At 38.8% G+C, this 13,808-nt stretch carries 15 protein-coding genes; 5 read left to right on the forward strand and 10 right to left on the reverse strand.

The annotated features are described in order from the left end of the window. Complete coding sequence (locus EAE91_RS20655; protein WP_214090135.1) at window positions 1–339, reverse strand: hypothetical protein; 339 nt, start codon at window positions 337–339, stop codon at window positions 1–3. A gap of 1,023 nt (window positions 340–1,362) precedes the next feature. Next, window positions 1,363–1,677 carry a hypothetical protein gene (locus tag EAE91_RS20660; protein ID WP_036780034.1) on the reverse strand — a complete coding sequence of 105 codons (315 nt, stop codon included), beginning with the start codon at window positions 1,675–1,677 and terminating at the stop codon, window positions 1,363–1,365. A 1,010-nt stretch (window positions 1,678–2,687) separates the two neighbouring features. Between EAE91_RS20660 and EAE91_RS20665 the strand changes: the two genes are divergently transcribed. Next, entirely contained in the window at window positions 2,688–3,509 is an 822-nt protein-coding gene (locus EAE91_RS20665; protein WP_214090136.1) for a hypothetical protein, read from the forward strand. Window positions 3,510–3,591: 82 nt separating this feature from the next. Here the strand turns inward: EAE91_RS20665 and EAE91_RS20670 are convergent, their stop codons facing one another. The 3 genes from EAE91_RS20670 to EAE91_RS20680 all read right to left on the reverse strand — a co-directional run bounded on the left by EAE91_RS20670 (window position 3,592) and on the right by EAE91_RS20680 (window position 7,184). Then, a complete protein-coding gene (locus tag EAE91_RS20670) occupies window positions 3,592–4,890 on the reverse strand; it encodes an HAAAP family serine/threonine permease (RefSeq protein ID WP_214090137.1) in 1,299 nt (432 codons plus the stop codon). Window positions 4,891–5,796: 906 nt separating this feature from the next. After that, on the reverse strand, window positions 5,797–6,405 hold the full coding sequence (ybjG, locus tag EAE91_RS20675; protein ID WP_214090138.1) for an undecaprenyl-diphosphate phosphatase: 609 nt from the start codon (window positions 6,403–6,405) through the stop codon (window positions 5,797–5,799). 518 nt (window positions 6,406–6,923) lie between these two features. Beyond that, window positions 6,924–7,184, reverse strand: a complete 261-nt coding sequence (locus tag EAE91_RS20680) for a GrxA family glutaredoxin (RefSeq protein WP_011145878.1) — start codon at window positions 7,182–7,184, stop codon at window positions 6,924–6,926. 159 nt (window positions 7,185–7,343) lie between these two features. On the opposite strand from EAE91_RS20680, the gene EAE91_RS24370 reads away from it, so the two are divergent. The 3 genes from EAE91_RS24370 (at window position 7,344) to rlmC (ending at window position 9,565) form a co-directional block, all read left to right on the forward strand. Next, window positions 7,344–7,643 (forward strand): YbjC family protein, encoded by a 300-nt coding sequence (locus tag EAE91_RS24370; protein ID WP_244868967.1) that lies wholly within the window; start codon window positions 7,344–7,346, stop codon window positions 7,641–7,643. A gap of 251 nt (window positions 7,644–7,894) precedes the next feature. Beyond that, complete coding sequence (locus EAE91_RS20690) at window positions 7,895–8,407, forward strand: type III secretion system chaperone family protein (RefSeq protein ID WP_139655022.1); 513 nt, start codon at window positions 7,895–7,897, stop codon at window positions 8,405–8,407. A gap of 24 nt (window positions 8,408–8,431) precedes the next feature. Further along, complete coding sequence (gene rlmC, locus EAE91_RS20695) at window positions 8,432–9,565, forward strand: 23S rRNA (uracil(747)-C(5))-methyltransferase RlmC (RefSeq protein WP_214090139.1); 1,134 nt, start codon at window positions 8,432–8,434, stop codon at window positions 9,563–9,565. Between the two features lie 55 nt (window positions 9,566–9,620). Here rlmC and artM read toward each other — a convergent pair whose 3' ends face one another. From artM to artP, 4 genes are read right to left on the reverse strand one after another with little or no spacing between them, the layout of a single operon-like run. After that, window positions 9,621–10,289 carry an arginine ABC transporter permease ArtM gene (gene artM, locus EAE91_RS20700; protein ID WP_214090140.1) on the reverse strand — a complete coding sequence of 223 codons (669 nt, stop codon included), beginning with the start codon at window positions 10,287–10,289 and terminating at the stop codon, window positions 9,621–9,623. Continuing rightward, window positions 10,289–11,005, reverse strand: a complete 717-nt coding sequence (gene artQ / locus EAE91_RS20705) for an arginine ABC transporter permease ArtQ (RefSeq protein ID WP_214090141.1) — start codon at window positions 11,003–11,005, stop codon at window positions 10,289–10,291. The genes artM and artQ overlap by 1 nt, the downstream gene beginning before the upstream one ends. A gap of 14 nt (window positions 11,006–11,019) precedes the next feature. After that, window positions 11,020–11,754 (reverse strand): arginine ABC transporter substrate-binding protein, encoded by a 735-nt coding sequence (artJ, locus tag EAE91_RS20710; RefSeq protein ID WP_214090142.1) that lies wholly within the window; start codon window positions 11,752–11,754, stop codon window positions 11,020–11,022. A 19-nt stretch (window positions 11,755–11,773) separates the two neighbouring features. Beyond that, window positions 11,774–12,502, reverse strand: a complete 729-nt coding sequence (artP, locus tag EAE91_RS20715) for an arginine ABC transporter ATP-binding protein ArtP (RefSeq protein WP_214090143.1) — start codon at window positions 12,500–12,502, stop codon at window positions 11,774–11,776. Between the two features lie 103 nt (window positions 12,503–12,605). On the opposite strand from artP, the gene EAE91_RS20720 reads away from it, so the two are divergent. Beyond that, window positions 12,606–12,746: a hypothetical protein gene (locus EAE91_RS20720; RefSeq protein WP_214090144.1), complete on the forward strand. Its 141-nt coding sequence runs from the start codon at window positions 12,606–12,608 to the stop codon at window positions 12,744–12,746. A 61-nt stretch (window positions 12,747–12,807) separates the two neighbouring features. Here EAE91_RS20720 and EAE91_RS20725 read toward each other — a convergent pair whose 3' ends face one another. Then, window positions 12,808–13,707 (reverse strand): LysO family transporter, encoded by a 900-nt coding sequence (locus tag EAE91_RS20725; protein ID WP_214090145.1) that lies wholly within the window; start codon window positions 13,705–13,707, stop codon window positions 12,808–12,810. Window positions 13,708–13,808: the final 101 nt, after the last annotated feature.

Raw genomic sequence — 13,808 nt, forward strand, 5'->3', positions numbered from 1 at the left:
TTAAGAAGCCAACAATGTTGCGTTGTAGATATAATTGTAACCACCAGGAGAAACCGCTGATGAAGAAGTTATATTTACACGTTTGTTATTACTGCAAGCGCTCAGAAGAAGATGATACAGTGCGGCACCTCTGTAGTCCTGCGCATTCCACCATAACAGATAGTTAAATTTGCCGTTAGGGAATTGCATGGTTACAGTCACTTGCAATTGGTTTTGATCAGGTGCAGCCTGAACTGAAGTTACTGTACCAACAGCGAAATAGTAATTAGGATTTGGAGAAGTTTGTTCAGGTTTATTTTCTGTTACCGCTTCATTAGAAGAAGGATTTACATAGTTCATTGTGTTAACCTTTTAATTTAATGTAATTGAAAAATAGAATTTATTACTAAAGTGTGCAGAACAGTAATTTGTCCGCCGAAGAAATATAAGGTAATTGGTAATTGTAATCCATATTAAAAGTTTATCTGTGTCATATAATTATTGATGCTGTTAAAAGGTTGCCAATAATATATTTCCTCTAAATGGTTATAGTAATTAAATCAATAACTCTAATCAAAAAATAATATTGATATTTATTTCGTGTCGTTGAAATGGAAAGATTAACAATCTGTTCCAATAGGAATTATTTATGCAGGATATTCTTATTAATAGAGTGTGAGTAAGAAAGAAGCCACAGACATTGAAACGTACAAGCAAGATGTAGTGAATGATTTAAAAATTTTTTCTAGTTAATATTCAGATAAAACATTATGAAATTATTCTTATTCTATAATGTTTCGCATAGATATATATTACTGCAAGGTTTGTAATTAATTAATTTAAATCTATTTTAATATTAATAATACCTGTGTGTATGATATTTTATTAATAATTACATATTACGAATGTTATTGTTGTAATTACATCTGTTATTAATTATTCACAGCGTACAATAAGAGGATATTGTTATGCCTTGTTTTTTTAAAATTGAGTGGGTGCTATGTGCTATCTTAAAAGTAGTTTTTATAAGAAATTTTTTTTGAATGGAATTAAGTTATGATAATAATATATTGATATTGTCTGTGTAAAATAGATAATCAGGTTAATTACTTTTAATTTATTGAAAGTTTGTTTTCTATTATTTTCATGAGATTCTATTTTTATATTAAATATAATCAGGCAGGCAGGGCGTTAATATTACGCTCTGCCTTAAATAGGGTAAAATGTGCTGTTATAAAAATCAGCCTCATTATACCAGAGAAATGTTGTGCCAAACTCCTATCACAAAAGTACTGTATTTTGCGATTAATGAAATCGCTTCAATCAGATCGAGTTTCTATTAGGAATCTATTATTTGGCTCAAGCATTTCACAGACGATTATTTTACATAGAGATTTCTACGCAATTAATATAATCGCAACCGAGAGGACCAACTTTTCCTACGGTTCCTATTTTCACATCTTTCTTCGCGCAAAGTGCTTCCATTAGGACTTTATAAATCGCCATGCCTCTATTGTCTAGCAGATTCCATTTTAAAAGCATTTCTTCAGATGTGCCATCAAGCATTAATACAGTCACCATGACTTGCATAACTTTGTCTGGCATAACTTTCATTGCAATGACTTTACAGCTACGTAACATTACGTCATCTACCATATCTTTGTCTTTGATTAAAGAAGGATGCATGTCGTTAATCATAATATAAACTCCAAAATATAATTTAATTAATAACTTATATTGTCTCTGAATAAATAACGGAAAACCGTTTTTTTGAGAAATATAAGATGGTTGGTACTTCTACTATTAAAAGCAATCTACATAAGAAATTTTTTTGCGCTAAAAATATAGGGCAGTTAACATTTTTAATTGGCATATAACATTTTCTCTAACACATATAACTATAGGTGCCATTTATAGGTTGTCAAATAAATTTGAAAAAATAATGTAATTAATTGATAAGTAGAGTTATATTGCCAAAAAAATAGAAAATAAATTGTCAACGTGATAAATATAAAATAACCGGAATTTTTTATATTTCATATAATTAGATTAAATTAAAATGTTATTGGTGATTTATTTATTTTGAATGATTAGTTTGATAATTAAAAATTTAAATTATATTTTTGATTATTGTAAATAAACATGGTTAATTTATTTGTTTGAAATTTATATAAATATTAATGTAAATGAGATGTTGTATGTGTTTTTTATAAAAAAAACTTTTCTTTATGAAGTATTGGTCTATTCTTTAAAAAACTCAATAGTAAATAAAATAGCCATAAAAATAACTATTTCAATATTAAGGCTAAATTGTATTAGAGCAATTTTATATTTATCAATAAAAGAATGTTATTAGAAATAAAATAATTAGAATTCATTATTCTATTGAATATATACCTTATGGATTTCAAGATGCATTGCGGCGGCAATGGAGTGAATCCCCGGTCGCATAGGTAACTATGTGACCGGGGTGAGTGAGCGCAGCCAACAAAGAGGCAACTTGAAAGATAACGGGTATAGATTGCTTATTTTGGGTAGGGAGTTAATACATTCATATTTAGTGCTTTAGCAGTAACACATTTAAGATAATTCTGGATAGGAAATTATAAATTAGCAAGACAATATAGTGTTAAACCGTTGTTAGAGAAATAATTATCTTTTTTTAATGGGCGTATAGGCTCACTATTCTATGATGAAAAGGTGGTTATATGTCATATATTGATCCGTTAGCGCTTTCTATCCGTTTCGGAAATCGCAATAATTTAAGTGCTGACAAGCGATGGACGGATAAACCTAATCCTCTCCGGATGCTTAATCAGGAGCAATTTACTTACGTTTATGAGGATAGTTTGCACTTTCTTTATGGTCGATATAGATTCAACCCAAATAATGGACGCGATAATATTTTGACAGATATACAGGTGTCAAAAATCAAGACGGGGAAATATATTGATCAATATGGTCATAATGAACAGTATGAAGTTCTTGGTCTCCTGGGCGGTATGGGAACATTTCCTTTACATTCAATATTCGGTACGTTCAGAACAGAAGAAGTCGATCTGATTAGTTACTATTTTTATATTGCATATGTATTGACGGGTAATTATTCCATTCATAATCGTTATTTTTACCAAGGTTATCCAATGGGGCCTAATAACGATGAGGGGTTAGATTATCATCTTATGTGGAATGCCGTTGATATCATTCCACCACCATATAAACCGGGTTTGCCACGATATTTCCCATTGATTAACGGTTATGTTCTCTTTCCTTCAGCAACCGGTGCTGTAGTTATCTCTAATATTCCTACCGATGCCAGGTTTATCCGTCTTGAGGAGACTGGCAGTAGGTTTCCTTTTACTGGAGAGGTTGCGACCAAGACGCCTTATATCCTGACAGATAAGTTGCGGCAACAATGGGACGAGGAAGAAGAGCAGGGAGTGCCAATAGATGAACGTGGATATTTTAACGAAGATGATTTGTGGCAATATGATGAACAGCAGAGGGATTGGGTGAAGTGGATAGTGTAGTTTAAATTTTTCCGCCGGTTAGTTCATGTCATTAGTTTGGTTGCTGTTCGTTTGAAGAGAACAGCAACCAAGTCGTGTTTATCTATGCAAACAGTGAATAGAGGACCGCAGAGATAGCCACCAATCCCATAAAGACGACAAATACATTACTCAGCTTGCCACTATATTTGCGCATTGCAGGAACTTTGCGGATTGCATACATCGGCATAATGAACAGCAACATTGCGATAATAGGCCCGCCTAATCTTTCGATCATTTCCAAAATACTTGGGTTCAGAGTCGCGACAATCCAAGTTGTGACTAACATAAAAATGGACGTGATACGATTCAGCTTTTTAGGCTCAATAGTTTTGCCTTGGTCGCGCAATGTTTTAACAACCATACCATTAAAACCTTCACGTGCTCCCAGATAATGGCCAAGGAAAGATTTGGTAATGGCTATGAAGGCAATAAACGGAGCAATATAGGCAACCACTGGTGTATTAAAGTGGTTAGCCAGATAAGACAGAATAGAAATATTTTGTGCTTTGGCTTCTGCCAGATTTTCTGGAGACAGGCTCAATACGCAGCTAAATACGAAGAACATCACGGTGGCAACCATCATGATATGGGCGTATGCCAGAATGCGGGAGCATTTTTTCTCAGCGTTATCACCATATTCTTCACGTTTTGCCACAGCAAACGCTGAGATAATTGGCGAGTGGTTAAAAGAGAACACCATCACCGGGATAGCCAGCCATAGCGTAATCAGCAGCCCATGACTTGCACCTGATGCAGAGACGGTGATGTTTTCGAAGATTGCGGTGTTCCAGTTAGGGATCAGATAGAACGCTAGTAGCATCAAAACGGCAACAAATGGGAATACCAGCACACTCATCGCCTTAACAATAGCCTGTTCACCGAAACGGACGATGGTCATTATACCAATAATCAGGATCAGAGCCAGCAGGGCACGAGGAGGTGATGGCAGATGTAATTGGTGAACAATAAAGCTGTCTACGGTGTTGGTAATAGCAACGCTGTAAACCAAGAGAATTGGGTAGATAGCGAAGAAGTAGAGCAGGGTGATAAGTTTACCTGCCAGGCTGCCAAAGTGCTCTTCTACGACTTCGGTAATATCTTCACCAGGGTTTTTGCCTGATAGAACGAAACGACACATCCCACGGTGGGCGAAGAAAGTCATTGGGAAAGCTAGTAGTGCCATCACCAGAAGAGGCAGCAGGCCGCCAATACCGGCGTTGATAGGTAAGAATAATACACCAGCACCAATTGCGGTACCGTATAAGCCAAGCATCCATACTGTATCTGATTTACGCCAGGTTTTATAATCGCTTGGGCTGGTCGCCTGCGATGCGATCGTACCTGTTTGAGTCATATCCATAGTTATCTCCGAGAATAACGCGGTAAATTAAAAAATGAAATTACAATGCCGCAAGTATGCAATAAATGCAAATACATGTGGCTTAACTCTTTCTTTATAAAAATAAATTCTTTAAATATCTTTGGTGTTTATTTGAACGTTTTTATTACCATATTAGCATCCTGGTCGAAAATTGGACTTTGAATTAACAAGCCAAAATTTTCGCTTTACTTTCTTTTTTGAAAGAAAGTCTGGAAATTTTAAGACCAGACTTTTGATAGCGGCAAGATAGCGATTTTTAGTGAATAGTACCGTGATCATAGTCTCAAATGCGTAATATATCTCGAAAAGTCATCATGTTGCGAGATTTAGTGTAATTGTTGCCTAAATATTGCGAATTTTAATGAGGTCAAATTATAACCTCAATTTTCCCATTACTCAACTCTCATTATTATCTTATGTTTTTGTTATTTTACATCTATTTATTTACATATTAATGAATGAAAATAACAAATAGAAGAAATGGTTAATAAATTGATAAATATCAATTTGTTACCGAATTTGAAGAATAGGTGTCTATGATGTAATGTTTGTATCTTTGTGAAAGATATATATAAAATCAGGATAATAGATTAATGGCATCAATAATATGCATGAAAGATGTACTCGCTATCCTTTGATCAAGTTTTAATAATCTCTTTCGTTATATATCTATTTACACAATGATTTATACAGATTTATTGATTTATATGAAAATCGTTGAGCTGAATTTAAGCGCAAATAAATGTTAAATAGGGTACAGAATATTATCTTGCTGGTTAACTCATGTTCATTTTGGCATGTAAAATTAGCCAATAATTTCTAATAAAAAGACCTTGATTGAAACAGGGTTTGTTTATCTCAAGTCACTGAGTTGCACTTATGTTACTAGCTCTTTATCCAGCCTTTACGGATAGGAAAAGCGCAGCAACGTTGATACAGACTGTTCAATCTTTTTTGTAAACTTTCACCAGACAGGCTCCATATTATTTGCGCAAAAGTGCATCCCATTAGGCTGACGATAAATGCCCCGACCATATCCATCGGCCAATGAACGCCTAAATAGACTCTGGCCCATGCGATAGCCAGTGCAATTGCCATCATACATAAGCCCGGCCAAACCCTATACCAGAATAAAAAGGATAAAGCGAAAGTGAAGACAGTTGTTCCATGATGACTTGGGAATGAGGTTGTTGGTGCGTGAGGAAGAAAGTTATAACCAAAACCTTCTGCAAAAGGGCGGTCGTGAGGGCAGAGTAAGCCGATACAGAATGAGGTTAGCATCGCAAAACAGAAAGCAATGGTGGTTTTACTGACGATAGCCCGATGATGAGGGCGAGTACGCTCTGAACCCCAAAACCAGAAACTAGCTAAGGTTAGAGGGAAAATAAGAACCAGGTATTTTGCAATGAACACCGCCATTGCAATCATGGCTGGTGATGATTCAGGCGTAGCATTGAAAAAAGTAAACAGATCATGATTTATTTGTTCTAACAAATCGGGCCTCACATACAGTCACTTATGTACATCACGATAGTCGGACGCAAGAGAGTAAAGTTGGCCGACTTGTGAGTAAAGCGTAATTGTCTTAATTGTTGGTGTTATTTATGTTTGGTTTATATTTCCGTCAAGGAAATATCTGGCAGTCGTCAGGATAAAAACCAAGCAACTCATTGATATATATGATGATAACTTCTAGATTACCAAGGTGATAGTACAAATGGTTGATAGTTTGATCATCTGTAGAATCGGTTATCTGTTTATCCCATAAAAAAACCCGATAGTCTTGAACCAAAATGGATGACTACCGGGTTCCTCAATATTGGGATATCAAAGAAAAGCAGTGGCATTAATTCAGACTACGATTTGGCAAGAAAGTTCTTCGTGATAAGAAAAAAAAATCAGATTTTTTTCAGTTTGATGAAAATAACATTTTTTGCACAAACCAACCGAGTCCACTGTGGTTAATAATCAATCGCGGTTTTTACTACAACAAAGTAGAACCAGAAATTCGATTATTGTAGCAGTTGGTGCTCTTTTACGTAGGCTTCGAAGTCTGTGCAGCCACCGATATGTTTCTCGTCAACGAAAATCTGTGGAACAGTTTCTACGGGTTTACCAACCGTTTTTTCCAGATCAGCTTTAGTAATACCTTCGGCGTGAATATCAACATAACGGAAGTCAAAATCATCACGTTGCTCTTTCAGTCGTTCCGCTAGTTCTTTCGCGCGGACGCAGTATGGGCAGCCAGGACGACCGAAAATCACAGTAAACATATAAACTCCTCTTGGTTATATTAAAATAATGCGGTTTGATGTGTTGTTCATGCTTATTTGATCGCTACTATGCCTGTATAGATCTGTAAAAAAAAGCAGAAATTGCCTTTTGCTTTAATTCAACATACCAATTTTGGTAACAGAGTTTCCGGTAGTATAATGCAGCATCAGGTTGTTAAAGAGGATGTGATGAAAAGGCATCAAGGAAGTATGAGTTCATTGGCAGATATGCCAAAACAGGTTATCCTGCTAGAGATTGTCGGCATTGGCGGCTTGCTCCTAGCATATTTGACTATTAATGATATTGTTGTCTTAACAGATTTACTAATGACGCCAGAAGCACATGTTGTTATGATTTTCACCGGCATATACCCTATGGATTTCAAGGTGCATCGCGATGGCAGGGGAGTGAATCCCCGGGAGCATAGCAAACTATGTGACTGGGGTGAGCGAGTGTAGCCAACAAAGAGGCAACTTGAAAGATAACGGGTAATGGGTTGTTTGGTCCCTGTTGCGATTAATATCATTTGGCGTGCAGTGTTCGGTCTCTCTTTTTTGGGCATTGAGCATAAAAAAAGAGAGCAAAAATAAGGCAGAAGGTAGTGATAACGGTAGATAAAAATAATTTATCAGTTATTGGTGATAGCGCGATAAAGAATTATTTCGTAAGCTATAGCGCTTTTTCATTTTCCGTTGTATGGGGTTGTTAGATGAGTTCACTTGTCATTCCTGACTTATCAGTATTGCGTGAGTGGTTGGATCAGCTCAAAATTTCCTACTTTGAGTGCGATTCATGCCAAGCGCTGCATCTACCTCATATGCAGAATATTGATGGTTTATTTGATGCCAAAATTGATCTTTTGGACAATGTAATCTTGTTTTCTGCCTTGGCAGAAGTCAAACCAACCGCCATTATTCCTCTGATGGCTAATCTAAGTCAGATTAATGCTAGTTCCCTGACAATCAAGGCTTTCCTTGATATTCAGGATGAAAATTTACCGAAATTGGTGGTATGTCAATCTTTCCTTATTTCAGCCGGGCTGACTTTTTCCCAGTTTTCTCATTTCTTGCAACAAAGTGAAGAACAGATTGCAGGTGTGATTTTTGAAATTCACAGTAATAACTTGCTGTATATTAATCGTGATATCGAAATTGAGAGTGACATCGAAGAGGAAGAAGAAGCACAAGCTTCTGCTAAGGCACCGACTTTTACTTTGCACTAATATTTCCAACACGGTCATCCTACAATGCAATGTACGCATTATTCTGTGGGGCATTGTCACTCTTGTCAGTGGCTTGAAAAACCCTATTCTCAGCAGTTAGAAGATAAACAGCAGAATCTAAAACAATTATTATCTCAAACCCTTGTGAATCAATGGTTACCTCCAATCGCCAGCCAACCAGGTGCCTTTCGTAATAAAGCCAAAATGGTTGTCAGTGGTAGTGTAGAGCGCCCATTGTTAGGCATGTTGCATCGTGATGGCACGGCGGTTGATCTGTGTAATTGCCCCCTTTATCCAGCGCATTTTCAACCTGTATTCGATGTTGTTAAATCGTTCATTGCTTGTGCCGGGTTGACGCCGTATAACGTTGCTCGTAAGCGGGGTGAACTGAAATATTTGCTGCTGACAGAAAGTCGTCATAGTGGTGAAATGATGTTGCGTTTTGTACTGCGTTCTGAAACGAAGATTGCTCAATTGGAGCGTGCCTTACCTCGGTTGCGTGAGCAATTGCCACAGCTTACGGTGATCTCTGCGAATATTCAGCCGATCCATATGGCGATCTTAGAGGGAGAAAAAGAGATCCTATTTACTGAGCAAAAAGCGCTCAAGGAACAGTTCAATGGCATTCCTCTTTACATCCGTCCACATAGCTTTTTCCAGACTAACCCGAAAATGGCTTCTGAATTGTATGCAACAGCAGGACGTTGGGTTCGTGAACTGAAAATCAGTAGTATGTGGGATCTATTCTGTGGTGTTGGGGGTTTTGGTCTGCATTGTGCAGATAAAAATACCTGTTTAACCGGAATCGAAATTAGCCCCGAAGCCATTAATTGTGCCCGTGATTCGGCGAAAATATTGGGTTTGGAAAATATCGAGTTTCAAGCTTTGGACTCAACAAACTTCGCCATAGCAAAAGAGCAAATTCCGCAATTGGTTTTGGTAAATCCGCCTCGCCGGGGAATTGGTAAGGCGTTATGCGATTATCTCAGTAAAATGGCACCAGCTTATGTTCTTTATTCAAGCTGTAATGCTCAGACAATGGCGAAAGATATTGCCGCACTAGCCAACTATCGTGTAGAAAAGACACAGTTGTTTGATATGTTTCCCCATACCGAGCATTACGAAGTTTTAACGTTATTGAGGTTAAGTCACGATTAAATAACCAAAGAATTATGTGGGGAATGGGGGTTCTACAAGAACCGCCCTATCCTGTTTAGTCATGGCGCTCAAAAGCGAGTGCACGGCGTTCAATCATTCGCATTAGCAAAGTCAGGATGCCGTTAACACATAGATAAATCACCCCTGCGGCGATAAAGACCATCACATCATAATTACGGCCAAATAGAAGCCGACTGTATCCCATTACTTCCAGCAAAGTAATCGTACTTGCGAGAGAGGTACTTTTGAAAATCAATACAACTTCGTTGGAATAGGAAGATAACGCCCGTTTAAAAGCATAGGGCAGTAGTATCCGCATAGATTGTGCTTTAGACATGCCCAACGCTTGACAGGATTGCCACTGACCAGCAGGAATTGCCTTTACCGCGCCGTGGAATAGCAGAGTAGAATATGCTGCACTGTTAAGCGCCAGTGCTACCATTGCACACAGCCAGGGCTCAGACAGTAATTGCCAGAGCCACGGGTACGCTTTTATAGATGGAAATTGCCCCGGTCCGTAGTAAATCAGGAAGAACTGCACTAGCAAAGGCGTACCGGTGAACAGAGTAATGTAGGTTTTTACCAGTTGTGTCAGTACCGGCAATTTCATGGTCAGAACCATAGTGAACAGGGCGGACATCATGAAAGCAACAAAAAGCGCTGTGACGGTCAGGCTCAGACTGGTTGTCAACCCTGGTAAAATTTGTTGAATATACTCAAGCATCAGGGAGCACTCCGATCAAAGCGAGTGGTACGCATCTCAATTTTCTTCAAAATAAACTGACTGATCAGAGTAATAGCCAGATAAATCAGCGCCACGATCATATACCAGGTAAAAGGTTCTTGAGTGCGTGTGGCAATACTTTTGGTTTGCTGCATCAGTTCATTCACACTAATAAGCGATACCAATGCGGTATCTTTCAACAAAACTAACCATTGGTTGCCGAGCCCCGGTAGAGCATGTCGCCACATTTGGGGCATGATCAGGCGGAAAAATATTTCAGCGCGGCCAAGACCTAATGCTTGACCGGCTTCCCATTGGCCGACAGGAATAGCTTTTATCGCGCCACGGAGTGTCTGGGATGCATAGGCAGAGTAGAGCAGGGAAAGTGCAATGACGCCACAAAGAAATGGGCTGACATAAAAGTCTTGAATATCTATCTGAACTCTGGGATGCCAGAAGATAAGATAAACATCAAAGCCATCAGCCAGTATCATGAGAAGTTGTGATGCGCCGAAGTAGACGAACAACACGACCAAAATTTCCGGCAACCCTCTGAACAGAGTGACCCAACAGGTACCCAGTATGGCGAAGGGTTTCCAACGGGCTGATTCCCAGGCAGCAAATAGCATGGCTAAAATCAGACCAAGCACTAATGCAGACACGGCAAGGCCGACGGTGATGCCGGCGGCGCTTGTTAGAGATTGGAATTCATTCATGGAGATTCAGCTACTTATTTAAACCATTTTTTATAGATGATGTCATAAGTGCCATCTCGTTTGATGTCAGCGAGTGCTTTATTAAATTTATCTTGTAGCTCTTTGTTACCCTTACGAACAGCAATCCCTAAACCGATACCAAAGTAATTTTTATCAGTGACTTTGTTACCGATGGTATTTAAGTTTTCATTCTTTTTCAGCCACTCGTTAACAACGGCAGTGTCACCGAAAACAGCGTCCAGACGGCCATTTTTCAGATCCAAAATTGCATTTTGATAGCTGTCATAAGGAACGGTTTTAATCTCTTTTCGTTGTTCCATCAGATATTTCTGGTGAGTGGTCCCATTCTGGATACCCACAAGTTTGCCTTTCAGCTCTGCGATGCTGGAGACTTTGCCTTTAACGGAAATAAAAACCGCTGAGTTGTCGTAATAAGTGTTAGTAAAATCAACCTGCTTTTGGCGCTCGGGAGTGATATCAATACCGGCGGCTAAAGCATCGAAGCGACGAAATTTCAGACTGGGGATCAAGCTGTCAAAGGATTGGTTATTGAAGGTACATGTTGCATTAATTTTCTCACAGAGAGCATTGACCAGATCGACATCAAAACCCTGAATTTTATTATTTGCATCGATGAACTCAAACGGCGGATAAGTGGCTTCTGTGGCAAAACGAATGGTCTCTTTCTCCGTGGCGGTTGCAGATAAAGTTACTGTGCCTAAGAGGAGTGCAAAAAGTAGTTTTTTCATCGCTATATCCTATTAATAGTTAGTGTGATAGATAATTAGCAAAGGCTTTGGTCTGTGGTTGCGTAAAATGGCTGATATCACCTTGTTCTATAATGCGGCCGTTTTCCATATATACGACACGGTTTGCGGCCTTACGGGCGATTTCCACTTCATGGGTAACGATAATCTGTGTAATGCCCGTTGCAGATAATTCATGGATGATATTGACAACCTGTGCTGTAATTTCTGGGTCCAATGCTGCCGTTGGTTCATCAAATAATAAAACCTGAGGTTCCATCATTAATGCGCGTGCGATAGCAACCCGTTGCTGTTGTCCTCCAGATAAATGTTGTGGGAAGCGGCCAGCAAAATCATCTAAGCGCAAACGGGAAAGAAGCTTATTCGCTTTTTCCTGTGCCTGTTGCCTGGATAAATTCAACACGCGACAGGGTGCTTCGATCAGGTTATCCATAACGGTAAGATGGGGCCACAAGTGATATTGCTGAAAAACCATACCTACATTCTGGCGTAGAGAACGAATCTCCTTTGTTCCTGGCGTTTGTTCGAAATCGAATTGATGATTAGCTATATGTAACTGGCCGGATCGCGGTATTTCCAGCAGGTTTAATACTCGCAACAGCGTACTTTTACCGGCACCGCTTGGCCCTAGCAAAACCATTGTTTCCCCTAGAGAACACTCAAGATTAATATCAAACAGTGCTTGATGGACACCGTAATAGCAATCAATGCTTTTTAATTGAATACTCATGCTTTTATTCTGAATAGTCAGTGATTTAGTTCGATGCTAAACCCGTTAGCATAATTATGCAACATCTTATGCACAGAATATTATTAATTGATATTTCAATTATATGCCTGATCAACGTGCTCTATTCTCTCCTTGTGTGATTTATCAACAAAAGCTTATTTATTCTGTTGCCATACTGTGGGAGGATGAATCGACCACAGTGAGTAAGCATATAGGGCAAGCAGCGGCAGCGGACGACTTATGACAAATGAAGCGTCCGAACCGTTATTGATGACATCAAGTATTAATTGTGGCTCAAATTCTGGTTAAGTAAAGAATGCCATCAGTAAGGGCGCTAACAAACTCAGTATAAAACCGTGAACTATTGCTGCTGGAACAATACTGACTCCACCACACCGTTGTAATACTGGCAAGACAAAATCCATCGAGGTTGCACCGCTTAATCCTAGAGCGCTTGAACGATATCGATTGATTAGAACTGGAATTAACATAATTGCCGCCAGTTCGCGCACCAGATCATTAAAGAATGCGGCACTGCCGATTACTGGCCCGTAAGCGTCGGAAAGTAAGATGCCAGAAAGGGAATACCAGCCGTAGCCAGAAGCTAATGCTAAACCTGTTTTCACTGGAAGTCCGAGAATAAGTGCTGCAATTGTACCGCCGATAAGCGCGCTGACAGCAATGACAATCGCAATAATGGCACCACGGCGGTTTAGCAATATCTGTTTCAGGCTCATACCGCTGTTGCGTAATTGAATACCGACGAATAGCAGTAAAACGATTAAGGCGATTTTACTGGCAGGATTGGAGAAGCGTAGCCATGACCAGCCAGTGAGCCCAAGCAGGAAACCTAAAATCAGCACACCGCATAATTTCAGTGATTCGAAGATCATATGTAAACGGGAAGGCGGTTTTTCCTGTTTATGTGGACTAACAATCCAAGGATCGCGTTTTTCAAGCAGGAATAACGCTAGCATATTAGCTGTAAAAATACATAAAAAAAATGTTATTGCATATTGAAAGATAGAGAAGAGGTTGCGGCCTAAATCGTCCAACAAAGCCAAGCTGATCCCCATTAAAAACAGGATGATATAAACCATCGCGTTAAGAAGACGATGAATAACATTTAACAGTACCTTATTATTCAAACGGATAAGGTAGCCTAGCGTTAACGGTAAAAGAATGATCAGCAGCCCAGAGTACATAAATTAACATCCTGTAAAGCAGTTAATGTCTTTTTATCCAAATCCAGTATAAAAATCGGTTGTAAAGACTTTTAAAAATGGTTGTAAAGACCATGAAAATA

The organism is Photorhabdus noenieputensis, assembly GCF_018448935.1.
GTDB classification, from domain to species: domain Bacteria; phylum Pseudomonadota; class Gammaproteobacteria; order Enterobacterales; family Enterobacteriaceae; genus Photorhabdus; species Photorhabdus noenieputensis.